This window comes from Bacillus sp. EB106-08-02-XG196 (assembly GCF_013396335.1).
Taxonomy (GTDB): domain Bacteria; phylum Bacillota; class Bacilli; order Bacillales; family Cytobacillaceae; genus Neobacillus.
Window position 1 is genome coordinate 25417 of the sequence record NZ_JABWSY010000005.1, and the last position, 25350, is coordinate 50766.

Genomic DNA, 25350 nt, shown 5'->3' on the forward strand with positions numbered 1-25350 from the left:
TAACTAATGCCTATAATTGTGAGAGGCATTTTTAATTAATTTCGTACTTATTTTTAATAAAATAGATGTGATTTCTAGAGGAGTGAATGTTATGGCTTTAACAGCAGGAATTGTAGGTTTACCGAATGTCGGGAAGTCTACATTATTTAATGCAATCACACAGGCTGGAGCTGAATCAGCTAACTATCCGTTCTGTACGATTGATCCAAACGTTGGGATTGTGGAAGTACCAGACCACCGTCTTAATAAATTGACGGAGCTTGTTCAGCCGAAAAAGACAGTTCCCACTGCATTTGAGTTTACGGATATTGCAGGAATTGTAAAGGGTGCAAGTAAAGGTGAAGGACTAGGAAATAAATTCTTATCACATATTCGTCAAGTAGACGCAATTTGTCAGGTTGTCCGCTGCTTTGCAGATGATAATATTACCCACGTTTCAGGGAAAGTCGATCCTATTTCAGATATTGAGGTCATTAACTTAGAGTTAATCCTTGCTGACATGGAATCGGTTGAGAAACGAATAAGCCGGGTTGAAAAACTAGCGAAGCAAAAAGATAAAGAGGCTGCGGCTGAGTTTGAAGTGCTTTCTATGCTTCGTGATGCTTTTGAAGCTGAAAAGCCGGCACGGACGGTTGAGTTTACTGAAGAACAGCTGAAAATCGCAAAAATGCTTCATCTTTTGACGATTAAGCCAGTTCTTTATGTGGCAAACGTAGGTGAAGATGATGTAGCAAATCCATCAGAAAACGAATATGTTCAGAAGGTTCGTGAGTTTGCAGCGGCAGACAATGCGGAAGTAATCGTGATTTGTGCAAAAATTGAAGAAGAAATTGCTGAACTCGAGGGCGAAGAAAAGCAAATGTTCCTTGAAGAGCTTGGAATTGAAGAATCTGGACTTGATCAATTAATACGTGCGGCTTATAACTTACTTGGATTAGCTACCTACTTTACAGCGGGTGTGCAAGAAGTTCGCGCGTGGACGTTTATAAACGGAATGAAGGCTCCACAATGTGCGGGTATCATTCACTCTGACTTTGAACGCGGATTTATTCGTGCCGAAACGGTTTCATATGATGACTTATTAGCAGCAGGAAGTCACAATGCCGCGAAGGAAGCAGGAAAAGTCCGTTTAGAAGGAAAAGAATATTTAGTAAAAGATGGAGACGTCATTCACTTCCGTTTCAATGTGTAAAATGATCAGCCTTGCGTTTGCAAGGCTTTTTACATGGAGAGACTAGCTAGGGGAAAAACTTGAATTTGTGAACAACCTTGCATTTCCTGATTAACTATGCTAAAATTTTACCTTGTGAGTAATGAATAATTGCTCCTTGCCCAAATGGGCCGTTTAGACCAAAAGGAGGTGACTGTGATGAATAAGTACGAAATCATGTACATCATCCGCCCAAATATTGAAGATGAATCGAAAAAAGCTCTTGTTGAGCGTTTCAACGGAATTCTTCTTGAAAACGGTGCGGAAACTGCTGAAACAAAAGATTGGGGTAAGCGTCGTTTAGCTTACGAAATCAACGATTTCCGTGATGGTTATTACGAAATCGTGAAAACTACATCTTCAGCTGACGCGGTACAAGAATTTTCTCGTCTTGCGAAAATCAGCGAAGATATCATTCGCCATTTAGTAATTAAAGAAGAAGCTTAATATAAATATATTTTTGGTCAGAATGTTTCACATGGAACATTCGCCGAGAAAAAAAGGAGTTGATTCTGATGATGAATCGTGTCGTGCTTGTTGGCCGTTTAACAAAAGATCCCGATTTGCGTTATACACCAAATGGGGTTCCTGTTGCTACCTTTACTTTAGCAGTTAACCGTCCGTTTTCTAGTCAGGCAGGTGAGCGTGAAGCAGACTTTATTAATTGTGTTGTTTGGCGTAAACCAGCTGAAAATGTGGCAAACTTCTTGAAAAAAGGCAGCCTTGCAGGAGTGGATGGCCGCATTCAAACCCGCAACTATGAAGGACAAGATGGTAAGCGTGTTTACGTTACAGAAGTTCAGGCAGAAAGTGTCCAATTTCTAGAACCTAAAAACTCCTCTGGCGGCGGCGGAAGAAGCGACAATGATCATTTCGGTGCCCCACCAAGAGAACCACAAGGAAATCCTTATGGCGGCGGCAATCAGAATCAACGTCAGTATCAAAACAATAATAATAGTAACAAAGGTTTTACTAAAGTGGATGATGATCCGTTCGCAGGTAACGGTCAGATAGACATCTCCGATGATGACTTACCATTTTAAAGTAAACTTTGAATGAACGTTTTGAAAATAACAGTAATGAAGGAGGGAATTTTCATGGCAGGTGGAGGACGTAAAGGCGGACGCGCGAAGCGCCGTAAAGTGTGCTATTTTACAGCAAATGGTATCTCTCGCATCGATTATAAAGATGTAGATTTACTTAAAAAGTTTATCTCTGAGCGTGGAAAGATTTTACCACGTCGTGTAACTGGTACTAGCGCTAAATATCAGCGTAAACTAACAGTTGCAATCAAACGTGCACGTCAAATGGCATTATTACCATTCGTTGCAGGTGAATAATAAAGCGTAAGCGCCTTGTTCAGGGGCGATAGTATAAGACAGCAGGGATCTTCCCTGGCTGTCTTTTTATTTTATCTTGCAGATTTGTTGAATAGCAGCGCGTATCTAGCTAAAATTAAGAAATAGGGTTTTTTGAATTAATTGGGGTGAAGCAGTGAAAAATGTTCGTAAATTAACAGAAGGTGCTATCCTTTTAGCAGCCTTTGCCGTTCTATTATTACTTACCATCTATGTTCCGTTTCTTGGGATGGTCGTAAACTTATTCTTAGCTGTGCCATTCATGCTTTTTGCGGCCAAGAATGATGGGAAAAGTCTTTTTGTTTTTATCATCGCCTCCCTTTTTCTATCATTCATTGTGGGAAGTATTATGTCGCTTCCATTAACACTTGCCTATGGAACAACGGGAGTCGTAATCGGGTACCTTATTCAAAAACAAAAGAATATGGGTATTCTATTCATCGCAGGTACGCTTGTCTTTTTAGTCAATTTAATTATTATTTACGTATCAAGTATTGTTCTTTTTAAAGTAGATATGATTACCGAAATGATTGAAATGATGCGTGAATCACTCAATGTTTCCGCAGATTTACTGAAGAATTTCGGGAATGCGCAAGACTCGGAAAAGGTATTGGAGCAATTTAATAATGGATTAAACTTAATTAAAACCTTAATCCCAACTTTATTTGTGCTCTCTTCCTTTTTCATCGTATTCATCATGCAGCTCGTATCGTTTCCGATTATTAAGAGATTTGGGGTTAAGATAGAAAAGTGGAAAAGCTTTAAAGACATTTCCTTACCAAAAAGCATATTATATTATTTTCTTCTTACTTTAATTCTCAGTATGTTTATGAATCCTGAAGAAGGTACCTTCTGGTATATGGCAATTATCAATATGACCTACATCCTGCAATTCCTAATAGTCCTGCAAGGATATACGTTTATATTTTATTACTTCGACCAAAAGGGTATTTCAAAAGCTATTTCTATAACAATAGCGATTGTCTCTTTCATCATTCCAATTTTCCTTTATATTGTAGGGATATTAGGTATAATTGACTTAGGCTTTGATTTACGAAAGGGCTTTACGAAAAAAGAGAGATGACTACTGTTTAGGAGCTGAAAAAATTGCCTGCATTTATTGAAAAACGCTCGATTCGTTACCCTTTTTACGGGCTAATAGGCATTACAGTGGTGCTGCTCATTGTCCTGTCCTACTATAACTGGATACTCAGCTTGGTTGGGTTATTTCTCATCATCCCGCCGCTGTACTATATGATAGTCATTGAAACTAGCCAAAGAAAAGAGATGGAAGATTATATCTCAACCCTTTCCTACCGAGTGAAAAGGGTGGGCGAAGAAGCGCTGATGGAGATGCCGATTGGAATTATGCTCATTAATGATGAGTATTCTATAGAGTGGACCAATCCCTTTCTTTCCTCCTATTTTGATGAAGATACCCTTATTGGAAAATCTCTTTATGAAATAGCTGACACGTTAATACCATTAATTAAACAGGAAGTGGAAACAGAAATCATTACCCTGCACGGGAGAAAGTTCCGCGTCATTCTTAAAAGCGAGGAAAAACTTCTTTACTTCTTTGATGTGACCGAACAAAAGGAAATTGAAAAACTGTATCATGATGAGCGGACCGTTATTGCGATTATCTTCTTAGATAATTACGATGAACTAACACAAGGTATGGATGATCAAATGCGTGGAAGCATCAACAATATGGTTACTTCCACCCTAAATAAATGGGCTCAGGACAACGGTATTTTTCTTAAAAGGATTTCCTCTGAACGGTTTATTGCTGTTTTTAATGAGGCGATCTTGCTGCTTCTCGAAAAAGAAAAATTTACTGTCCTTGATGAAATTAGAGAGATGACTTCTAAGCAGAATATCTCCTTTACACTCAGTATTGGTGTAGGTGCCGGGACACCATCCCTGCCTGAGTTAGGCGTATTGGCGCAATCAAGCCTTGATTTAGCCCTAGGAAGAGGCGGTGATCAGGTAGCCATCAAACATCCTAATGGCAAAGTGAAATTCTTTGGCGGCAAAACAAATCCAGTTGAAAAACGGACAAGGGTGCGTGCACGCGTTATTTCGCATGCATTAAAGGATCTAATTACTGCAAGTGATAAAGTAATTATTATGGGTCATAAAAATCCTGATATGGATTCTATTGGTTCTTCGATTGGCATTTACAAGGTTGCTCAAATGAATCAAAAAGAGGCCTACATAGTTTTGAACCCTCAAGAAATGGACGGCGCTGTTCATAGGCTCATGGAAGAAATTCGCCATCAAGAGCAATTATTTTCTCGATTCATAGGTCCAGAAGAGGCATTGGAAATCTCAACAGAAAAAACATTGTTAGTAATCGTCGATACCCATAAGCCAGCACTCGTCATTGAAGAACGGCTGCTTAATAAAATTGATAATGTTGTAGTGATTGACCATCATCGCCGTGGAGAAGAATTTATTACAAATCCAGTTCTTGTTTATATGGAGCCCTATGCTTCCTCCACTGCAGAGCTTGTAACCGAATTTCTTGAATACCAGCCGAAACGCGGTAAAATAGAAATGATAGAGGCAACGGCACTGCTCGCAGGAATTGTGGTAGATACGAAAAGCTTTACTTTACGAACAGGTGCTAGAACCTTCGATGCTGCTTCCTATTTACGCGGCCAAGGGGCAGATACCATCCTGGTACAGAAGTTTTTAAAAGAAAGCGTTAATACGTATATTAAGCGCGCTAAATTAATCGAATCGGTGTTTTTTTACCGCGATGGAATTGCGATTGCTAAAGGGGATGAAGGGGATCTTCATGATCAGGTCCTTCTCGCCCAGGCTGCGGATACACTTCTGACTATGGATGGTGTAGCGGCTTCCTTCGTGATTGCGAAACGAAATGAAGGGCTGATTGGAATTAGTGCGAGATCGCTTGGAAATGTAAATGTCCAAATTATTATGGAAAAGCTTCAAGGCGGCGGGCACCTGACAAATGCAGCCACCCAGTTGACCGGGATCTCCGTAATAGAAGCAGAAAGACAATTAAAGCTTGCGATTGAAGAATATTTTGAAGGTGGGAAAAAAGAATGAAGGTAATTTTTTTAAAAGATGTAAAAGGTAAAGGTAAAAAAGGTGAAGTGAAAAATGTTGCGGATGGATATGCGCAAAATTTCTTAATTAAGCAAGGCCTTGCTATTGAAGCGAGTAATGCAAACATCAGTACGCTTGAGGGTCAAAAGAAAAAGGAAGACAAACGTGCAGCAGAAGAGCTTGCAGAAGCTAAAAAGCTAGGAGAACAGTTGGAAAAAACTACAGTTGAGCTATCCGCAAAAGCCGGTGAAGGCGGCCGCCTTTTTGGTTCAATTACGACAAAGCAAATTGCGGAAGAACTTCAAAAGAAACACGGTATTAAAATCGATAAACGCAAAATGGAATTATCAGATGCGATTCGTACCCTAGGACATACAAAGGTTCCAGTTAAGCTTCATCATGAAGTTTTAGCAACGTTAACCGTTCATGTAAAAGAAGTAAATTAATTTCCAGTTCAAATTTTAGATAAACATGTTAAAATAATAAAAGTTAAAGGGAAAAGTTAGTTTCTTTTTCTTAAGTGAGTGATGTGATCGGTTGAGGCTGGTCACTTTTCTTTATTATGGACATATTTAGGTTTAATACTATTAATATATAAAATATCCTCTTCAAAATAGGAGGTTTTTGATAAATGAATGATTTATATGCAGATCGTCTGCCACCGCAAAATATTGAAGCTGAACAGGCTGTGTTAGGTGCGATATTCCTAGAGCCCTCTTCTTTAACGGTAGCTTCCGAAGTCTTAATACCAGAAGACTTTTATCGTGCTGCTCACCAAAAGATATTTAATGCGATGCTGAAGCTGAATGACGAAGGTAAGGTAGTTGACCTTGTAACGGTAACAGAGGAGTTAGCAGCAGCAAAGCTCATTGAAGATACTGGCGGGGTGAGTTATTTAAGTGAATTGGCCAGCTCTGTCCCGACAGCAGCCAATATTGAGTATTATGCGAGAATCGTAGAAGAAAAGTCGCTGCTGAGACGGTTAATCCGCACGGCAACAGAGATTGCTTCTGATGGTTATTCTCGTGAAGATGAAGTGGAAGCACTATTAAGCGAAGCTGAAAAAAATATCCTCGCTGTCGCTCAGCGGAAAAATGCTGGTGCCTTCCACAATATAAAAGATGTTCTTGTACGTACGTATGACAATATTGAAGAAATGCATAACCGCGTTGGAGAAATTACCGGTATTTCCACAGGATTTGCAGAGCTTGATCGAATGACTGCAGGATTTCAGCGAAATGATTTAATTATCGTTGGAGCCCGTCCTTCCGTTGGTAAAACCGCCTTTGCCTTAAACATTGCGTCAAACGTCGCAATCAAAACAGGAGAAAATGTTGCGATATTCAGTCTTGAGATGGGCGCGGAACAGCTGGTCATGCGTATGCTTTGTTCGGAGGGAAATATCGATGCACAGCGTCTGCGTACCGGCTCTCTTACCGATGACGACTGGGGCAAGCTGACGATGGCAATGGGTGCTCTTTCAAACTCAGGTATCTTTATTGACGATACGCCGGGGGTAAGAATCAGTGATATCCGTTCCAAGTGCCGCCGCTTAAAACAAGAGCACGGTTTAGGTATGATATTGATTGATTACTTGCAGTTGATCTTGGGAAGCGGCCGTGCCGGCGAGAACCGTCAGCAGGAAGTATCGGAAATTTCCCGTTCCCTTAAGCAATTAGCCCGTGAGCTTCAAGTACCAGTTATCGCCCTTTCTCAGCTTTCCCGTGGAGTTGAGCAGCGTCAGGATAAACGCCCGATGATGTCCGATATCCGTGAATCCGGTTCGATTGAGCAGGATGCCGATATCGTTGCCTTCCTATACCGTGATGATTACTACGATAAAGAATCCGAGAATAAAAACATCATCGAAATCATCATCGCTAAGCAGCGTAACGGCCCAACCGGCACCGTTTCCCTCGCCTTTGTAAAAGAATACAATAAATTCGTAAACCTCGAAACCAGGTACGATCCAAGTGCATAACTTTTTTGAGAGCTAGCCAAACCTTTGGCTGGCTTTTTTTTGATAGATTCGTAACTCTACAAAGCTAGGCTTGTAATGTTGAGGCTATTCGTGCCTATTCAAGCTGAAAAAGGAGGCCGGTGGTAACGAATAGAGGCTATTCGTGCCCGTTCAATCTGAAAAAGAAGGTTAGCGGTAACGAATAGAGGTTATTCGTGCCCGCTCTAGCTTAAAAAGTAGATAGACGGTAACGAATAGAAAAAATTACTGTTTTAAACTGTAATAAGATGATCTACTATGTCTTATTAGTTCAAGGTTTTTTGCTAAAATTCGTCTAATTGTTTTTTTAGACTTTATTATGTCGCACCAATCATGAATAGTATTTGTCGTAATTTTTTTATCTGGAAAAAGCAAGCTAAATTCGTTCACACTTCTTAATATAGCTGACTCAGCCTCCTCTATACATCCACAGTTCTTACATATCAGTGTTTCGTTAGTTAAAAAACGATTACAGTTGCAGCAAGCCATACCTTTATTCAATTTTTCAAAGTAATATTGAGGTAGTTTCGAATAGGGAGATTCAATTTTATGCAGACTTTCTAACTGCTCTGCTAATTGAAAATGCTTTTGGTTTAGTTTTACTGGTCGAGTATTTAGTTTTTTCAAAAAGCGGTTAAGCTGTGTTGGAAAAATAATGTCGGGTTGGGTTGAGGGTATATATAAATGAAACTCGGGGTTGTTGAAGATAAGATAGGATTCAATTGCAAAATGATTTCCTAAGTCGTGCAGCAATTTTTTAAGTAAGGTTTCACAGCGTTCAAGTTGGTGTAATGGGTTCTTTTGCAGGACACCAGCGGGGTTATACCATTTATCATCTTTGACAACGTAATCGCCTTCAAAATTTTTTACGTCTAATAGATAAATTTTCTCATAAGCAATGATTAACGTATCAATTTGGAAAGTAGATTGGCTATATTCAAGTAATAAGTCATGTAGAACTAACCAATTATCAGTTAGATTTAGCAGCCAAATATCGCTTCTTACCTCGCCTTCATACCCTTTATTGATTGCCCAAAAATGTTTTTTATCATTTTCTGAAAAATCCATTCTAGCATTTAAAAAGCGATTAAGCACTAATTTCAACGGTTCTGGCCTCTGTCTAAAAACCATATAACACTTCCTTCCTCTAATACCTATTTTATAAAAAACCAAACCTACTTACAAGCTAGATTCATAAATTAATATTTTACGAACATATTTTAATAAGTTTATATAAATCGTTCGTGTTTTATTGACTTTTACCTGTATTAATTGTTAAACTTGTGTGTGGAAAAAGAAAAACGTATTTAATTTGGAGGTGCCTATATGACGTCAGTAGTGGTAGTTGGTACACAATGGGGAGACGAAGGAAAAGGTAAAATTACCGATTTTCTTTCCGAAAATGCAGAGGCAATTGCTCGATATCAAGGTGGGAATAACGCAGGTCATACCATTAAATTCAACGGTGAAACATATAAATTACACCTTATTCCATCTGGGATATTTTATAAGGAGAAAGTTTGCGTGATTGGCAATGGAATGGTTGTCGATCCTAAGGCACTTGTTGCAGAACTTGCTTATCTACACGAAAAAGGGATTACAACCGATAACCTTCGCATTAGTAACCGCGCGCATGTTATCCTTCCTTACCATTTAAAACTTGATGTTGTCGAGGAAGAAAGTAAGGGGGCCAATAAAATTGGAACCACTAAAAAAGGAATCGGCCCTGCTTATATGGATAAAGCAGCACGAGTTGGAATCAGAATTGCTGACCTCCTAGAGCGTGATGTTTTTGAAGAAAAGCTTGAACGAAACCTAGCTGAAAAAAATCGACTATTTGAACGCATTTATGAGACAACGGGTTTTACAAAAGAAGAGATCTTGGATGAGTATTTCGAATATGGACAGCAAATTAAACAATATGTTTGTGATACATCAGTAGTATTAAATGATGCCCTGGATGAGGGCAAACGGGTTTTATTTGAAGGCGCTCAGGGAGTTATGTTGGATATTGACCAAGGTACGTATCCATTTGTTACTTCATCGAACCCAGTTGCAGGAGGAGTTACAATTGGATCTGGCGTAGGCCCGTCGAAAATTACCCACGTTGTGGGTGTTTGTAAAGCTTACACCTCTCGCGTAGGAGACGGACCATTCCCAACTGAGTTACATGATGAAATTGGCAGTCAAATTCGTGAGGTTGGCCGTGAATACGGTACAACAACTGGACGTCCACGCCGAATTGGCTGGTTTGACAGTGTAGTTGTTCGCCATGCACGTCGTGTTAGCGGCTTAACGGACCTATCGCTGAATTCCATTGATGTGTTGTCTGGTCTTGAGACGTTAAAAATCTGCACAGCCTATAGCTACAAAGGTGAACTGATTACGGAATATCCTGCCAGCCTTAAGGTGTTAGCGGAGTGTGAACCAGTCTATGAAGAGCTTCCAGGATGGTCTGAGGATATTACAGGAGTTAAATCATTAGATGAACTGCCAGTAAATGCACGTCATTACGTTGAACGGGTAACGCAGCTTACTGGAATTCCATTAACTACCTTCTCTGTAGGTCCAGACCGCAATCAAACAAATGTTGTTCGCAGTCCTTGGAGACAAATTTAATCACATGAAAGCCCTCAGTTTCTGAGGGCTTTCACTTTTAAAAAACTTTTATAAAAAAAGTATTGTACTTTACGTACAAGCCGTGTTATTATAAAAAGCGTCGTCACAAACGAGACGTTCTAAGTACGAGCCATTAGCTCAGTTGGTAGAGCATCTGACTTTTAATCAGAGGGTCGAAGGTTCGAATCCTTCATGGCTCACCAAAGTTTTTTTCGCGATAGCGAAAAATAACTTTCCTTTCACGGTAGCAAAATAACTTTCAATTTATGGCCCCTTGGTCAAGTGGTTAAGACACCTCCCTTTCACGGAGGTAACACGGGTTCGAATCCCGTAGGGGTCATTGGCGTTTGATTGTTGGCAAAACATCGGCAAGTCCGGTTGCTTGCTGACGATCAATATCATATGGTCTGGTAGTTCAGTTGGTTAGAATGCCTGCCTGTCACGCAGGAGGTCGCGGGTTCGAGTCCCGTCCAGACCGCCATCATAGTGGCTCAGTAGCTCAGTCGGTAGAGCAAAGGACTGAAAATCCTTGTGTCGGCGGTTCGATTCCGTCCTGAGCCATAATAAAAAAGAAGCTTGCAGATGTAAGCTTCTTTTTTATTTGTTACAAGCGTAATGCTATCGTAATAAAACATCCAATTATTTACATGATTTTGGCGAAGCTTGTCCCATTATGTAAAATGTGGTCATATAATATCACCTGCTAGAAACGTTGATATAATAACTTTTACCTATAAAAATAGGAGAAAATGCATAGATAATTCTTCTGCTTCAAACTCCTATGTTTGTAGTAAAATGTCAGCTATTATACAATTTTGTTACATTATCAAGACTAATCGTTATTCATTTTAAAAATATGCTAAAGTTATAGAGTAGAAAAAGAGGGAAATTTCTTTTGTAGTTATAAAGCACTAGATTAAGAGAGTTGTTTCCGTAATTTAGGAGGATTCCAATGTTATTTCATAATAAAGGAAGTAAATCAAGTAAATTAAAGAAAAAACAATCTTTGAAAACAGCTGTTATGACAGCGTTTGCGGCTTCTGCACTACTATTCAGCAGCGTGTCTGCAAGTGCTTCAGGTTCGTTCAATTTAACGACTGTTTACCATGTATACCATGATCAACAATATATAGGAACTGTTTCTGATAAAGCGGTTGTTGAAAACATTGTCGAAGAAAAGGAAAACCAGTTAAGAGAATCCATTAAGGATATGGACTTAAATTTGGGCTCAAACATTGAGTACATAAAGGAACAGGTTTTTCATTCAACAGCAAATGATAAAGAAACGATTCAAAAACTTGATAGTACCATCCAGATTCAAGCCGAAGCTTCCGCCATTATCATTGACGGAAAGCCTGTTGTTTTCTTAGAAAACCAAGAGACTGCAGAAGATGTTATGAAAAGACTTAAACTTGCCTATGTAACTCAAGCGCAGCTAGACGAAGTAGAAGCTAGAAAAGCTGCACCAGAAACGGAATTACAACCCTTGAAAGATAATGAAACTCGAATAATAGACGTAAAAGTAGCAGAAAATGTTTCATTCGATTCAGAAAAAGTTTCACCTGAAGAAATTTTGTCAGCTGAAGAAGCAGTTACCTTTTTACAAAAAGGTACGTTAGAAGAAAAGAAGTATGTAGTTAATGAAGGCGATGTTCTAGGAACGATTGCCAATAACCATGGATTAGCATTAGACCAATTTCTTGCTTTAAATCCTGGACTTACAGAAGATACTGTAGTGAAAATTGGTCAAGAGGTTAATGTTACAGCATTAAAGCCTGTTGTTAAAATTATTGTGGAAAAAGAAGAAAGTCGAAAAGAAGCAATAGCTTTTGCCAATGAAACCGTAAATGACGAGACTATGCCAAAAGGCGAAACAAAAGTAAAGCAAGAAGGTAAAAATGGAGAGCGGTCTGTTACCTATAAAATTTCGACGGAAAATGGAGCAACCACCAGCAGTGTAGTAACAAGTGAGAAAGTCCTTACGGAACCGGTTGCTCATATTGTTGTAAAAGGAACAAAGGTCATTCCTTCACGTGGCACCGGAAACCTTGCATGGCCTACTGTTGGCGGTTATATTTCTAGTAAGCAAGGCTACAGATGGGGAAAGAACCACAAGGGGATTGATATCGCAAGACCAAGCAATCGGACCATTAAAGCTGCTGATAATGGTAAAGTAGTATCTGCAGGCTATGATGGCGGCTATGGTAACAAAATCGTGATTGATCACCAAAATGGTCTACGTACCGTGTATGCCCATCTTGAAACGATCAGTGTAAGTGTAGGGCAAACTGTTTCTCAAGGCTCAGCTATTGGTGTAATGGGCTCAACTGGAAACTCAACCGGAGTGCATTTACATTTTGAAGTATACAAAAATGGAGCGCTTCAAAATCCCTTAAATTATGTACATCAATAATTCCACATTATACAAAAGAGTCTCTACTCGTACTAGAGGCTCTTTTCGTGTTAAATACTACTAATAGATGAATTACAACAGAAACAATGGTAAAGTAAACTAGAGTAGAAATGCCATTTAATATTTTTATCAATAGATTATTTTAAAAACAAAGGAGCAATGGGTATGGAAAAGAAAATTCTCGTAGTGGATGATGAAAAACCGATTGCGGATATTTTGCAATTTAACTTAAAAAAAGAGGGCTATGATGTTTACAGTGCTTATGATGGAAACGAGGCTCTCCAGATGGTAGATGAAGTTCAGCCCGACTTAATTCTCTTAGATATAATGCTGCCTTTAAAAGATGGAATGGAAGTTTGCCGCGAAGTCCGTAAGAAATATGATATGCCGATTATTATGCTGACGGCAAAGGATTCGGAAATAGATAAGGTATTAGGCCTTGAGCTTGGTGCAGATGATTATGTAACAAAACCTTTTAGTACGAGGGAATTAATCGCCAGAGTAAAAGCGAATCTGCGTCGACATCAGGTTGTCATTGCTCAGACAGATGAGGAAGTGGAAACAAATGAAATTGAAATTGGTTCACTTACCATCCATCCAAATGCCTATGTCGTTTCAAAACGCGGGGAGACGATTGAATTAACCCACCGTGAATTTGAACTCCTTTTCTATTTGGCAAAGCATATTGGACAGGTAATGACAAGGGAACATCTGCTGCAAACCGTATGGGGCTATGATTATTACGGAGATGTTCGAACAGTGGATGTAACGGTTCGCCGTTTACGTGAAAAGATTGAAGATAACCCTAGCCACCCTACGTGGATTGTCACTCGTAGAGGAGTGGGCTACTATTTGCGTAACCCTGATCAGGAGTAATGTTCTTCATGAAAAAGGTTAGTTTTTTTCGTTCTATACATGTGAAATTCGTGATCATCTATGTCCTGCTAATTTTAGTTGCGATGCAGATTATTGGCGTCTATTTTGTCAGGCAGCTCGAAGAAACGCTAAGGACAAATTTCCAAACCTCTATAAAAGAACGCGTCAATTTGCTTGCCTATAATGTGGTCGAAGAAATGGAAAGAAAAAGGACTCCTGAAGATCCTACCCTTGAGGAAGAAATTAAAAAGATTCTTCGTGATTTTGAATCTGCTGATATTTTTGAGGTTAGGGTTATAGAGGGAAAGTCTCGTAAAATTCTGGGAACCTCCGATGCAAACCAAGAGATCGTCGGACAGAGGACAACTGAGCTGAGGATTACGCAGTCCATCAACCTCGGGGAAGACTCGAGCAGTATCAGAATCGATAAAAAAGGCGGACACCGGATATGGGTTCTTTCGACGCCAATAAAATCAGGCAATAATGTTATTGGCGCTATTTATTTGGAAGCCAAAATAGAAAATGTATTTACCCAAATGAAGACCATCAATGGTATTTTTGCAACGGGTACAGGTATTGCATTAGCGATTACGGCTATTTTAGGAATACTGCTGGCACAGACCATAACCAGACCCATTACTGACATGAAAAAGCAAGCACTGGCGATGGCGAAAGGAAATTTTTCGCGAAAAGTAAGGGTATATGGACAGGATGAAATTGGAACTTTAGCACTTACCTTTAACAATTTAACGAAAAAGCTCCAAGAAGCTCAGGCTATGACCGAGGGAGAAAGAAGAAAGCTTTCTTCCGTGTTATCCTATATGACAGACGGGGTCATTGCGACTGACCGAAAAGGCAGAGTGATCTTAATCAATGAACCGGCGGCAGAGATGCTGAATGTTTCACGTGAAACAGTTCTCTCACAGCCAATAATTTCTCTATTAGGATTAAGTGATACGAATACATTTGAAGATTTATTAGAAGAAAAAGATTCGTTAATTCTGGATTATAGTACGAAGAAGGAACATTATATCCTTCGTGCAAACTTTTCAGTTATTCAAAAAGAGACTGGTTTTGTAAATGGATTAATTGCGGTCCTTCACGATATAACCGATCAGGAAAAAATTGACGCCGAAAGAAGAGAATTTGTTGCCAATGTATCACATGAGTTAAGAACACCTCTCACTACAATGAGAAGCTACTTAGAGGCATTGGCAGATGGTGCCTGGAAGGATGAAGAGATTGCGCCTAACTTTTTAGAGGTGACGCGGACCGAAACGGAAAGAATGATCCGCCTTGTCAACGACCTTCTGCAGCTATCTAAAATGGATAGTACAGATTATCGACTCTCAAAAGAATGGGTGAATTTTGTTGATTTCTTTGACCGCATTATTGATCGTTTTGAAATGTCCAAAGAACAAAATGTAAGCTTTCAAAGATTACTGCCAACTCATGCAATCTTCGTGGAAATAGATGAAGATAAAATGACACAGGTACTTTACAATATTATATCGAATGCACTTAAGTATTCTCCAGAAGGCGGACAGGTTACTTTTTCGATTAAAGAGGAAGAAGAAAAGATTGTCGTCAGTATTTCCGATGAAGGGATGGGAATTCCGAAGGAGAATATCTCTAAGATTTTTGATCGTTTTTATCGTGTGGATAAAGCGAGAACGAGAAAATTGGGTGGTACGGGATTAGGTTTGGCCATTGCAAAAGAAATGGTTAATGTTCATGGCGGCATGATTTGGGCTGTTAGTGAAGAGGGAAAAGGAACGGAAATTTCCTTTTCACTGCCATACGAGCAATCTGAAGAGGATGAATGGTCATGAGATATGAAAATAGTAAATCTGTCATATTAACAATTCTAATTCTGGTTAGTATTTTTTTAACCTGGAATCTGTGGACGTACCAGCCTAATTTTGACATGATGGATAACGGTAATAATGTTGCGGAGGTAATGTTAAAAGAAAAACGCGAAGTTCATAAGGTTATTACCCCTGATCTAGTGCTGTTTCATAGAAACGGGCAGCATAATGGAACCACTAATGCCGCGCTGCTAAATCAGATTATGAGTGAAATAAGGAAATGGTCTTTCTACGACGTAAAAAACTACTCTGAGAATGTAGAAGAAATCAAAGAATTAGTACATGGAAATGGCAATGCTGAAATTGTTTTTCCAACTGACATTCCGATTGAATTATATCGAAGTGTACTAAAATTTGAGGAGAAAAGAATTGATTCCTTCAATTTTAAACGAATGATTATTAATGTTGAGAATTCTGAAAAGGGAAATGGGACAGTATATTTCGTTTCTGCCGATTACCGGCAGGTTTTTATAAGCCATATATCCCCTGGGTTATTAAATGAATTCAAAAATGATTTTTATAAAAATGCTGAGCAATATCAGCGCTATTTCGCTTATGAAGCAACAGAAGAGCGGACTGTTTTTATCCCGGATGGAAATGTAGAAATGATGGAATATACCTATTTACCTGTTGTCCTTAACTCGGAGGCATTCAAAGAAGCATTGTTTAGTGACCCGCGTGTTGTACAAAGAGGAACGGTTTCCGGGGTAGAGGAATTTAGTGATGCCTCAAGTAAGATGACCGTTAATCATGATACCAATATGCTTCTTTATGTTAATCCTACTGGAGAGTCTGATTATGTTGACAATGCTTATGATTTATTAAAGAGGAGTATTGATTTTATTAATGGACATGGCGGCTGGACAGACCCTTATCGATACGTTGCTAAGGATGTAAAAAGGAAATCTGTTACATTTCGTTTATATAATAATGACGGTTATCCTGTCTTTAATGAGAGCGGCATGTCAGAGATTCAAGAAGTTTGGGGCAGAAATGAGATTTCGAGATATGTTAGGCCTAATATAGCTTTAGAGCTTCCATTAACGACAGAAATGGTAAAGGTAACACTTCCAACAGGGGCAGAGGTACTGGGATATCTCAAAAGTAGAAAGAATTATAAACCAGAATTACTAGAGCAACTTGTTTTAGGATATAGGATGACAAGGGATAAAGGTGAAAATAAACTGATTCTCCTAGAGCCTGCTTGGTTTTACCGCTATAACCAGACATGGGGACAAATCACGAAGGAAGACCTGGGGGGATTGTTACATGGATTGGAGTAAAATTAAGACGATTTTTATCTTAACTTTCTTGATACTGGATGTGTATCTTTTATTTCAATTTATGAAAATTAGAGATGCGGATCAATACGAATTCATCACAGAGGCCTCTTTTGAAGAAAAGCTAGAAGCAGAAGAGATTCGATATAAAGAGCTGCCAAAGGCACCTATTGAGGACCAGTATCTAAGTGCAAAGCCTAAAATGTTTACGAAGGATGATATCACAAAACTGAAGGGCCAAACAGCGCTTATAAAGGAACCCACGACAGCACTGATTGTGAAGCTGGATAAGCCGATATCTTTAAAGACGAAATTTGAAGCAGCTGAGTTAACACCATTTATTAAGGATAATGTTTTGTACGGCAGCCAGTATAAATTTTGGAAAAAAGATGATAAGAAAAATACCATCGTGTACTTCCAACATTATGAGAATATGACTTTATATGAAAATCTTAGTGGAATGCTTACTTTTCAAATTGATGATCATAATCAAATTGTATCCTATGAACAAACCTATCTAGAGGATATTGCAAAAATGACAGAAAAGGAGGAAATCCTCCCTCCTTTAAAGGCATTGGAAACTTTGCATCAAAAAGGTGCTCTAATGCCAAAAAGTAAAATTACAAAGGTTGAACTTGGTTATTCAACATTGATTCAGCTTGCGGCTTCACAGGCTTTAGCACCAACATGGCGTTTTGTGGTGGATGATAAAGAAAGTCTTTATGTTAATGCACTAGAAGGACAGATTATAGAATTTAACAGCGATGGAAATTAGATGTGGAGTGAGAAACTATGTCATTACGTTATAGCATTTTAGCGAGCGGTAGTACGGGGAATTCGCTTTATGTTGAATCAGACGAGCATTCCTTTCTAGTAGATGCAGGATTTAGCGGGAAGCAAATGGAAGCATTTTTTCAACATATAGATCGAGATATAAGTAAATTATCAGGCATTTTTGTAACCCATGAACACAGCGACCATATTAAAGGGATTGGTGTATTGGCCCGTAAATACAAACTGCCGGTTTATGCCAATGAAAATACCTGGCGGGCAATGGAACGGATGGTTGGAGATATTCCGACAGAACAAAAGATGGTTTTCGGTACAGAAAGCGTAAAAAGCTTTGGTGCAACAGATATTGAATCATTCGGGGTCTCACATGATGCAGCAGAGCCCATGTTTTATGTTTTTCATCACTCAGGCAAGAAATTGGTGCTAATCACAGATACAGGCTATGTAAGTGATCGGATGAAAGGGATCATATCCAATGCAGATGCCTATATTTTTGAGTCCAATCATGATGTGCAAATGCTAAGAATGGGGAGATATCCTTGGAATACGAAACGAAGGATTCTTAGCGACCTTGGTCACGTTTCAAATGAAGATGCAGGGATTGCGATGAGTGAAGTAATTGGAGACAATACAAAAAGAATATATCTTGCCCATTTAAGCCTTGATAACAATATGAAGGACTTAGCAAGAATGTCAGTAGCACAAACACTGCAAAGCCAAGGATTAATTGTTGGAGAGCAGTTTGACCTCTACGACACAGATCCTAAAGTTCCCACAATTTTAACAGCGGTATAGGTAAGAACAAAGATATCTTAATGGGTATCTTTGTTCTTTTTTTATAAAATGAGTGTGGACAGAGTATAATTATAAGTATAAGTCAAAATAAAAGATGTTGCTTACGAAAGGGAGACGTGGTGAAAATGGGTTATTATGATGATCATTCACAAGGGCGTTACCAAAAACAGAGTGGTAATAGAGGAGGATATTTTTTTGCCAGTATTATCGGTGCAGTACTGGGTGCTATGCTAGTTGTCATTTCAATTCCGGCATTATCCAGCCAAGGATTCCTTCCTTACAATGTGCAGCCAAACAATAACCAGCCTGCTGGCGGAAATAATGACAATCAAGACAATTTTATTCAACAGCAGGTGTCCTACGATGTAAATACGGATACAACAAAAGCCATTGATAAGGCCGCAGATGCAGTAGTTGGGATTAATAATATCCAAAATACAAATTTTTGGTACGATGAGTCGGGTGACGACCAAGGTCCTGCTGGAACAGGGTCAGGTGTTATTTATAAAAAGGCAGGAGATAAAGCATACGTCGTAACCAACCAGCATGTGGTAGAAGGTGCGACTCAGTTAGAGGTTACTTTAAATGACGGTACAAAAATACCTGCTAAATTGCTCGGAGGCGATGTTTGGACTGATTTAGCCGTTCTTGAAATTGATGCAGCCAAGATTAAAAAAATTGCTGAATTTGGCAATTCAGAGGCATTGAAAATGGGTGAACCCGTCATGGCAATTGGGAATCCGTTGGGTGCCACATTCTCTGGTTCTGTGACCCAAGGAATTATTTCAGGAATCAATCGAACCATTCCAGTAGATATCAATCAAGATGGCATTATGGATTGGAATGCAGAGGTATTGCAAACAGATGCAGCCATAAATCCAGGAAACAGCGGTGGTGCCTTAGTCAATATTGCTGGGCAGCTTATTGGGATTAACTCGATGAAAATTGCTCAAGATGCCGTGGAAGGGATTGGCTTGTCGATTCCAATTAATTATGCAAGACCAATTATTGAGGATTTGGAGCAATTCGGTGTGGTGAAACGACCATATATGGGAGTGGATTTGAAGTCTGTTGCTGAAATTCCTGGGTATTATCAAGAAGAGGCCTTGAAATTACCTAGAGATATCAACTATGGGGTAGCTCTTCGTCAAGTTGTTTCAAATTCTCCTGCCGCACAGGCTGGATTACAGGAGCTGGATGTTATTGTGGAAATGGATGGTATAACCATTCATAACGTCATTGATCTCAGAAAGCATTTATATCAAGAGACCAAGATCGGTGACCAGATGGAAGTAAAGTACTATCGAGAAGGAAAGTTGAAAACCACCACGATTACATTAGCAGAAGATAGGTCCTAAACGAAAGGCAGAAAGGTGTCATCACCTTTCTGTTTTTTTATGGTATGATAGGAAACTGAATGAAGCAAGTCGGAAAGTAAATAATAATGATACATAGCTTTTAGGAAATGTTGTATGAATAATGGTTTATTGCTGCGAGGAACATGTGGATTTAGCATTAGATTTGGTTATGGTTGGGTTTGAAACGCTTCCAATTTTATCTAAAGTAACTGGGGATAACTTATCAACAGGCTGTGAATATTGTCAAAATAGAGCTGTATATATTGTGGCGAACAAATGATTCCATACAAGATGTGGATAAAAATTGTGGACATGTGGATAACTTCTGTGGATAAGTTGTTTGTAAACTGTTTGTAATATAAAAAAGAGGGTTGTGGATTGTGAATATCTCGGTTGTCAGTGTTGGCAAATTAAAAGAAAAGTATTTAAAAATGGGAATTGAAGAATATTTAAAGCGAATGAATTCGTATGCGAAAGTGGAAGTCATTGAGGTGGCAGACGAAAAGGCACCAGAAGAACTAAGTGAGTTGGAAATGATTCAGGTAAAGCAAAAAGAGGGAGAAAGAATATTGGCTAAGATTAGCCAGGATACATATGTCATTGCACTCGCCATCAATGGGAAAATGCAATCCTCTGAAGAGCTAGCGGATACGTTAGACAAACTAGCCACGTATGGGAAAAGTAAGATTGCTTTTATTATCGGTGGATCGTTAGGTTTAAGTGAGGAAGTACTAAAACGTGCGAACGAAAAGCTTTCTTTTTCAAAAATGACCTTCCCCCATCAGCTGATGAAATTAATATTAGTAGAGCAGATTTATAGAGCTTTTAGAATTAATCGAAATGAACCGTACCATAAGTAAATGAGGTATAGCGGATACCTCTCCTTAAGGTTGGGGGATCAGCTTAAGGGCCCGATCTGATAAATAAACGGAGAAATTCCGCTTAGTTAGCGAATAACATCAAAAATAGTTTAAATAGACGGAGAAATTCCGCCTATGGACTCGAAAACCGTGAAAATGGAGGATTTCGCGTTGCATAAGCGGAAAACTTCCGCTTATATACCCCGAAACAAGCTTCATTCTGCAACTAACCGGAAAATCGAGACTGTCGATTAACTCATTTAACCTTTTAGAAAACGAAGATTCCAACTATTTTCTACCTAAATAGATATAAAAAACTATAAAAAGTAGCTAAAAAAGCAAATATTTGGTCACAATTTCATCAAATTGGAGTTGCTGAATTTCACTTGCATAATTAATCGACAGTCTCAAATCTCCGCTTATTTTACTTTGGCTGGTTACTTTAAGTTGGGTGCATCGATTTTAGTAATTCAAGAGTCCCCACTTTGATGCGTTACGGTGAACCTTACCATAAATGAAATCTCTCGATAAAATCAACGTAAGCAAGACTTAAGCGGATTTCCATTTAATTTTTATAGTTTCCATTATAATGGATATGGTATAGTGGTTTAGTTAAATAATTTTGAGATTAGAGGAGAAATTATGAGAAAAGAATGGATTCTTCGCTGGTCTTTTTTTGTTTTTGGACTGATTGTTTTAGCGCTAGGTGCTGCCTTAACGATTGAAGGAAAATTGTTAGGAGCAGGTCCCTGGGACGTGTTTCATTATGGGATGTTTCTGAAGCTGGGGCTGACGATTGGCACATGGTCGATCATTATAGGATTTCTATTGCTTACCGCTTCCTCCATTGCAACGAAAAAATTACCTAAAATCGGTGCGTTTTTAAATATGCTGTTACTTGGTTTATTCATAGACTTCTTTTTGTGGCTATTGCCAGGTATCGATAGTTTAACTGGCGCCTTACTATTCTTTGTTTTAGGAGTTATTCTAATGGGGTATGGAGTTGGACTCTATGTTTCCGCTGATTTGGGTTCTGGTCCACGAGATAGTATTATGCTTTTGATTGTGGAGAAAACCGGCTGGAGTTTACAATGGGTTCGTAATGGAATGGAAGTTCTCGTCCTCATTTTCGGTTGGGCATTAGGAGGACCAGTTGGAGTTGGCTCGGTGATGATTGCCTTTTTCTTGGGTCCAATTGTAGGCTTTTCCTTACCGCAATGTAAAACACTTTTAAAGAATTTACTTGTTAAAAAGAAACACCAAAAACTAGCAGCATAAATAGTCATACATTCGTGAATATCAAAAGGCGCAGAGCTTAATCTGCGCCTTTGTTTCATTTAGGTCTAATTCCACACCTTTTTGTAAAGAATGAGGAAGGTAAGTTTTATAGGTACAAGCTTAATGTAAAAATGGGAGGTTCAAGTTCATGAGTGATTGGCTTACAAGTTTAAAAACAGCAACACCTCAGGAGGGTTTTGAATTAGCCATTTTATTGGCCAGAAAAGGTGTAGCATATACCCAGCCCTCTACAGATGTAAGGAAAAAACTGAGGACAGAATATGAGGGAAACGCAGACAGTCTTACACTGGCTTCACATGTAATTGCCACTCATTTTCAAACAGTAAGTGCTGCTAATAATTATTGGAATTAAAGGAAGATGGACAAGGGGCACAAACCTTGTTCTTTTTTTGTCTTTTTAACTTGTACGCTCATATCCTTTATCTTATATCTAAACTTGTTCAAACAAGTTTATGGAAGAATATTGAGAATCTTTTAATTTTATAGTATTGTTTAATTAGCGGCAGTTTGCTAGTTTCTGTGCAAAAGGTGTCTACACTTGTATGCACAACTTTATAGAGATTGGAGGAGACTAAAAAGGTGAAAAAGTGCTTCATCATTATTGGTCCGTACAATGAATAGGAGGAGATAGGATGAAAAAGAAAGGTCTTTTTAAGAGTTTCATAACTGTTTTTCTAATACTGCTGTTGTTAATACCCATTAGTGCGTTTGGCAACGAGGCAGCAAGTAATTCGGAACCACTTGAGTTTAGAAATGCTTCCGTTCATGACCCTTCCATCATTAAAGATCCAAAAACAGGAACTTACTATGTCTATGGCTCACACATTGACGGTGCTAAATCAACAGACTTAGTAAATTGGGATAAATTTACGAATGGATATACTACCCCAGATAATAAAGTTTATGGAGATTTGTCAGCAAATCTTGCTGGTTCCTTTGAATGGGCTGGAGAGAATGATTCTGACAGCAGAGGCGGCTATGCCGTTTGGGCTCCAGATGTTTTTTGGAATAAACATTATGTAAATGAAGATGGTACAAAGGGTGCCTATATGATTTACTATAGTGTGTCTTCCACTTATATCCGTTCTGCAATCGGGATAGCGGTGTCGAAGAACATTGAAGGGCCATTTCAATATCTAGATACCATTATGTATTCAGGTTTTACCAACAATGAAGCTTATGATCGAAACAGTGATGTGAATAAGCACTGGGAGAATACGAATATCGCAGATCTCATTGAAGAGGGTGTGATCGATGAAGTAAATCCTGAGTGGTTTACGGAAAGCGGTGCGTATAATAATAAACTTTATACGAATGCAATTGATGCCAACATTCTTCAGGCTAAAAATAATAAGCTATACATGACTTACGGCTCCTGGTCTGGCGGGACCTTTATTTTAGAATTGGATAAGAAAACAGGTCTGCCAAAGTATCCTGGTAAAGATGGTAAAACAGAAGATGGAAGAATGATAGACAGATATTTCGGTACAAAAATTGCTTCCGGCTACGGCCGTTCGGCTGAAGGAACGTACGCGGTATATGATAAGGAAACCGGCTATTATTGTCTATACATTACGTATGGCGGTTTAGCATCTGATGGCGGTTATCAGATGAGACAGTTTAGATCAGAGAGTCCTGATGGTCCATATGTAGATGCAGAAGGAAACCCTGCGGTATTCTCAGAGTCATTTGATATCGGAGTAGGTAACTTCCCGAGTAATAAGGATCATAAAGATATCGGTAATAAAATGATTGGGAATTTCTTATTTAAAAGAGATCTTGGTGAAGCGGGCACAGGAATCGGTACAGGCTACCTATCTCCAGGACATAACTCTTACCTCATTGACGAAGAACTAGGCAAGGAATTTATCGTGACTCATACTCGTTTCCCGCAGCAAGGGGAAATGCATGAAGTTCGTGTACATCAAACATTTAAGAACCGTGAACAATGGCCAGTGCCGACACCATACCGCTATGCGGGTGAAACAATCAAGAAAGTTTCAGAAGCAGATGTGACGGGTGACTATAAATTCATTAACCACGGAAAAGAAATTACAGGAGAATTGACCGAATCTACATGGGTGAAGTTGAACAGTGATCACACTATTTCTGGTGCAGTAACCGGTACATGGAAACTGTATGGCAAGTACCGGGCGGAATTAACCATCGATAATGAAGGTACGTATGATGGTGTATTTATCCGCCAATATGACCCTACATCGGAGCAGTGGGTGATGACGTTTAGTGCAATGTCAGATGAAGGAATGGTCATTTGGGGAAGTCATGTGGAAGCCTCTTCTGATGAAGAATTAGTTCAGGCGATCAAACAAGAGTTAGGTACTAGTTTCCCGTCTACTGTAATTAGTGATTTAACGCTGCCAACCGTAGCAACAAGAGGAGCGCAAATCACCTGGGAATCTTCTAATCCAGAGGCAGTGTCCAATGAAGGCGTGGTTACACGACCAAGCTATGACGCTGAAGACGCTGTGGTAAACTTAACGGCGGAGATTACATTAGGTGATGCGACCGAAACATTAACCATAACCGTTACAGTGACCAAAAGGGCAGAAGGCGGCTTAGCGGCTTTTTACGATTTTAATGATGGTTTTAAAGATCGTTCTGGGACAAATAAGGCGGACGCAACCGTGACGGGAGATCGTCTTGATAATACTGGCGGACAAATTCCATTTGCCGAAGGTGTTGCAGGACAAGCAGCTAAATTCGATGGAAATTCAGGACTGCGGTTAGCTGACGGCTTAATTACGAGTGATACATACTCTGTATCATTATGGGTAAAACCAGATCAAATTACTGAATTTACAACCTCATTCTTTGGGGCAAAAACCGCGAATAATTGGATTAGTGTTGTACCTAAAACTGGATGGGGTAATACGATGGTTTGGTCACACAATGGTGACCAGTGGTATGATGCGGTAACGGATCGGACCATAACTATAGGTGAGTGGTCACATCTTACTTTAACGGTAAAAGAAGGCAACGTTGTTTTTTATGTTAATGGTGCAGCGAAATTTACAGGGACCAACTTCCCGAATGTATTTACCTCCATTAATGCAGCATTTGGTTTAGGTGTGAACTACTGGGATACTCCTTTTAAAGGATTAATGGATGAAGTACGAGTATATGATGGATTAGCCCTTCCTGAAAGCGAAGTTCAGTCTCTTTATCAAAATCCAGCTGGAGAGTAACAACTGTTGAAAAAACAGGAATAGAATTTTGAGGTTCATCCCCTTTTGCTGATAAAAGAGCAAAAGGGGATTTTTAATTATATGGATGTTTTCGCAAAAGATTGTTGTTTTTATTATTGGTTACTACGTTTTTTGCTTTAGTCTCCTCTGGTTCGGACACCATGCCTCTTAATTTCATCAAGCTTGTCTGAAGTTGCCTTTGGTATTTGTACAGAAAACAACAAAGTTTACGAAAGAGCCATTTTTATAAAATTCATTTTGATGAACATCACGTATCATTCCAATTGAAATTATAGGGTATTTTGCGAAAAAGAGAGGATTTTGTCAATAAAAGAA

Annotated in this window: 22 protein-coding genes and 4 tRNA genes; 25 read left to right on the forward strand and 1 reads right to left on the reverse strand. The window is 39.1% G+C overall.

The window, feature by feature from the left end:
- Positions 1-91 precede the first annotated feature (91 nt).
- The 8 genes from ychF (at position 92) to dnaB (ending at position 7630) form a co-directional block, all read left to right on the forward strand.
- Entirely contained in the window at positions 92-1192 is a 1101-nt protein-coding gene (ychF, locus tag MLOOGBEN_RS08925; RefSeq protein ID WP_179157919.1) for a redox-regulated ATPase YchF, read from the forward strand.
- A gap of 177 nt (positions 1193-1369) precedes the next feature.
- A complete protein-coding gene (gene rpsF, locus MLOOGBEN_RS08930) occupies positions 1370-1657 on the forward strand; it encodes a 30S ribosomal protein S6 (RefSeq protein WP_179157920.1) in 288 nt (95 codons plus the stop codon).
- A gap of 68 nt (positions 1658-1725) precedes the next feature.
- A complete protein-coding gene (gene ssb / locus MLOOGBEN_RS08935) occupies positions 1726-2253 on the forward strand; it encodes a single-stranded DNA-binding protein (protein WP_179157921.1) in 528 nt (175 codons plus the stop codon).
- A gap of 54 nt (positions 2254-2307) precedes the next feature.
- A complete protein-coding gene (rpsR, locus tag MLOOGBEN_RS08940; protein ID WP_063255175.1) occupies positions 2308-2550 on the forward strand; it encodes a 30S ribosomal protein S18 in 243 nt (80 codons plus the stop codon).
- A 154-nt stretch (positions 2551-2704) separates the two neighbouring features.
- The gene (locus MLOOGBEN_RS08945) at positions 2705-3652 is read left to right on the forward strand and encodes a YybS family protein (protein ID WP_179157922.1); all 948 of its coding nucleotides are present in this window, start codon (positions 2705-2707) and stop codon (positions 3650-3652) included.
- A gap of 23 nt (positions 3653-3675) precedes the next feature.
- Entirely contained in the window at positions 3676-5649 is a 1974-nt protein-coding gene (locus MLOOGBEN_RS08950) for a DHH family phosphoesterase (RefSeq protein WP_179157923.1), read from the forward strand.
- Positions 5646-6095, forward strand: a complete 450-nt coding sequence (rplI, locus tag MLOOGBEN_RS08955; RefSeq protein WP_179157924.1) for a 50S ribosomal protein L9 — start codon at positions 5646-5648, stop codon at positions 6093-6095. The genes MLOOGBEN_RS08950 and rplI overlap by 4 nt, the downstream gene beginning before the upstream one ends.
- A 185-nt stretch (positions 6096-6280) precedes the next feature.
- Positions 6281-7630 (forward strand): replicative DNA helicase, encoded by a 1350-nt coding sequence (gene dnaB / locus MLOOGBEN_RS08960; RefSeq protein WP_179157925.1) that lies wholly within the window; start codon positions 6281-6283, stop codon positions 7628-7630.
- Positions 7631-7873: 243 nt separating this feature from the next.
- On the opposite strand, the gene MLOOGBEN_RS08965 is transcribed toward dnaB, so the two are convergent.
- A complete protein-coding gene (locus MLOOGBEN_RS08965; RefSeq protein ID WP_179157926.1) occupies positions 7874-8779 on the reverse strand; it encodes a nuclease-related domain-containing protein in 906 nt (301 codons plus the stop codon).
- A gap of 195 nt (positions 8780-8974) precedes the next feature.
- Between MLOOGBEN_RS08965 and MLOOGBEN_RS08970 the strand changes: the two genes are divergently transcribed.
- From MLOOGBEN_RS08970 to MLOOGBEN_RS09050, 17 genes are all read left to right on the forward strand, one after another.
- Entirely contained in the window at positions 8975-10267 is a 1293-nt protein-coding gene (locus MLOOGBEN_RS08970) for an adenylosuccinate synthase (RefSeq protein ID WP_179157927.1), read from the forward strand.
- Positions 10268-10394: 127 nt separating this feature from the next.
- Positions 10395-10470, forward strand: a tRNA-Lys gene (locus tag MLOOGBEN_RS08975).
- A 65-nt stretch (positions 10471-10535) separates the two neighbouring features.
- Positions 10536-10607 (forward strand) — tRNA-Glu (locus tag MLOOGBEN_RS08980).
- 64 nt (positions 10608-10671) lie between these two features.
- Positions 10672-10748: transfer RNA gene (locus MLOOGBEN_RS08985), tRNA-Asp, on the forward strand.
- A 7-nt stretch (positions 10749-10755) separates the two neighbouring features.
- A tRNA-Phe gene (locus MLOOGBEN_RS08990) sits at positions 10756-10828 on the forward strand.
- Positions 10829-11219: 391 nt separating this feature from the next.
- Positions 11220-12680: a M23 family metallopeptidase gene (locus tag MLOOGBEN_RS08995; protein WP_179157928.1), complete on the forward strand. Its 1461-nt coding sequence runs from the start codon at positions 11220-11222 to the stop codon at positions 12678-12680.
- A gap of 165 nt (positions 12681-12845) precedes the next feature.
- Positions 12846-13556, forward strand: coding sequence for a response regulator YycF (gene yycF / locus MLOOGBEN_RS09000; protein WP_179157929.1), 711 nt, complete (start codon positions 12846-12848; stop codon positions 13554-13556).
- An 8-nt stretch (positions 13557-13564) separates the two neighbouring features.
- Complete coding sequence (walK, locus tag MLOOGBEN_RS09005) at positions 13565-15388, forward strand: cell wall metabolism sensor histidine kinase WalK (RefSeq protein WP_179157930.1); 1824 nt, start codon at positions 13565-13567, stop codon at positions 15386-15388.
- Complete coding sequence (locus tag MLOOGBEN_RS09010; RefSeq protein ID WP_179157931.1) at positions 15385-16707, forward strand: YycH family regulatory protein; 1323 nt, start codon at positions 15385-15387, stop codon at positions 16705-16707. The genes walK and MLOOGBEN_RS09010 overlap by 4 nt, the downstream gene beginning before the upstream one ends.
- On the forward strand, positions 16694-17479 hold the full coding sequence (locus MLOOGBEN_RS09015) for a two-component system regulatory protein YycI (RefSeq protein WP_179157932.1): 786 nt from the start codon (positions 16694-16696) through the stop codon (positions 17477-17479). Before MLOOGBEN_RS09010 ends, MLOOGBEN_RS09015 begins: the two co-directional genes overlap by 14 nt.
- 17 nt (positions 17480-17496) lie before the next feature.
- Complete coding sequence (locus tag MLOOGBEN_RS09020; protein ID WP_179157933.1) at positions 17497-18291, forward strand: MBL fold metallo-hydrolase; 795 nt, start codon at positions 17497-17499, stop codon at positions 18289-18291.
- A gap of 125 nt (positions 18292-18416) precedes the next feature.
- Entirely contained in the window at positions 18417-19649 is a 1233-nt protein-coding gene (locus MLOOGBEN_RS09025) for a S1C family serine protease (protein ID WP_179157934.1), read from the forward strand.
- A 121-nt stretch (positions 19650-19770) separates the two neighbouring features.
- A complete protein-coding gene (locus MLOOGBEN_RS09030) occupies positions 19771-19929 on the forward strand; it encodes a CxxH/CxxC protein (protein ID WP_179157935.1) in 159 nt (52 codons plus the stop codon).
- 100 nt (positions 19930-20029) lie between these two features.
- A complete protein-coding gene (rlmH, locus tag MLOOGBEN_RS09035; protein ID WP_179157936.1) occupies positions 20030-20509 on the forward strand; it encodes a 23S rRNA (pseudouridine(1915)-N(3))-methyltransferase RlmH in 480 nt (159 codons plus the stop codon).
- Positions 20510-21151: 642 nt separating this feature from the next.
- Positions 21152-21787, forward strand: a complete 636-nt coding sequence (locus MLOOGBEN_RS09040) for a YczE/YyaS/YitT family protein (protein ID WP_179157937.1) — start codon at positions 21152-21154, stop codon at positions 21785-21787.
- Positions 21788-21935: 148 nt separating this feature from the next.
- The gene (locus tag MLOOGBEN_RS09045; RefSeq protein ID WP_179157938.1) at positions 21936-22160 is read left to right on the forward strand and encodes a hexameric tyrosine-coordinated heme protein; all 225 of its coding nucleotides are present in this window, start codon (positions 21936-21938) and stop codon (positions 22158-22160) included.
- 280 nt (positions 22161-22440) lie between these two features.
- Entirely contained in the window at positions 22441-25014 is a 2574-nt protein-coding gene (locus MLOOGBEN_RS09050) for a lipocalin-like domain-containing protein (RefSeq protein WP_179157939.1), read from the forward strand.
- The last annotated feature ends 336 nt before the right edge of the window (positions 25015-25350 follow it).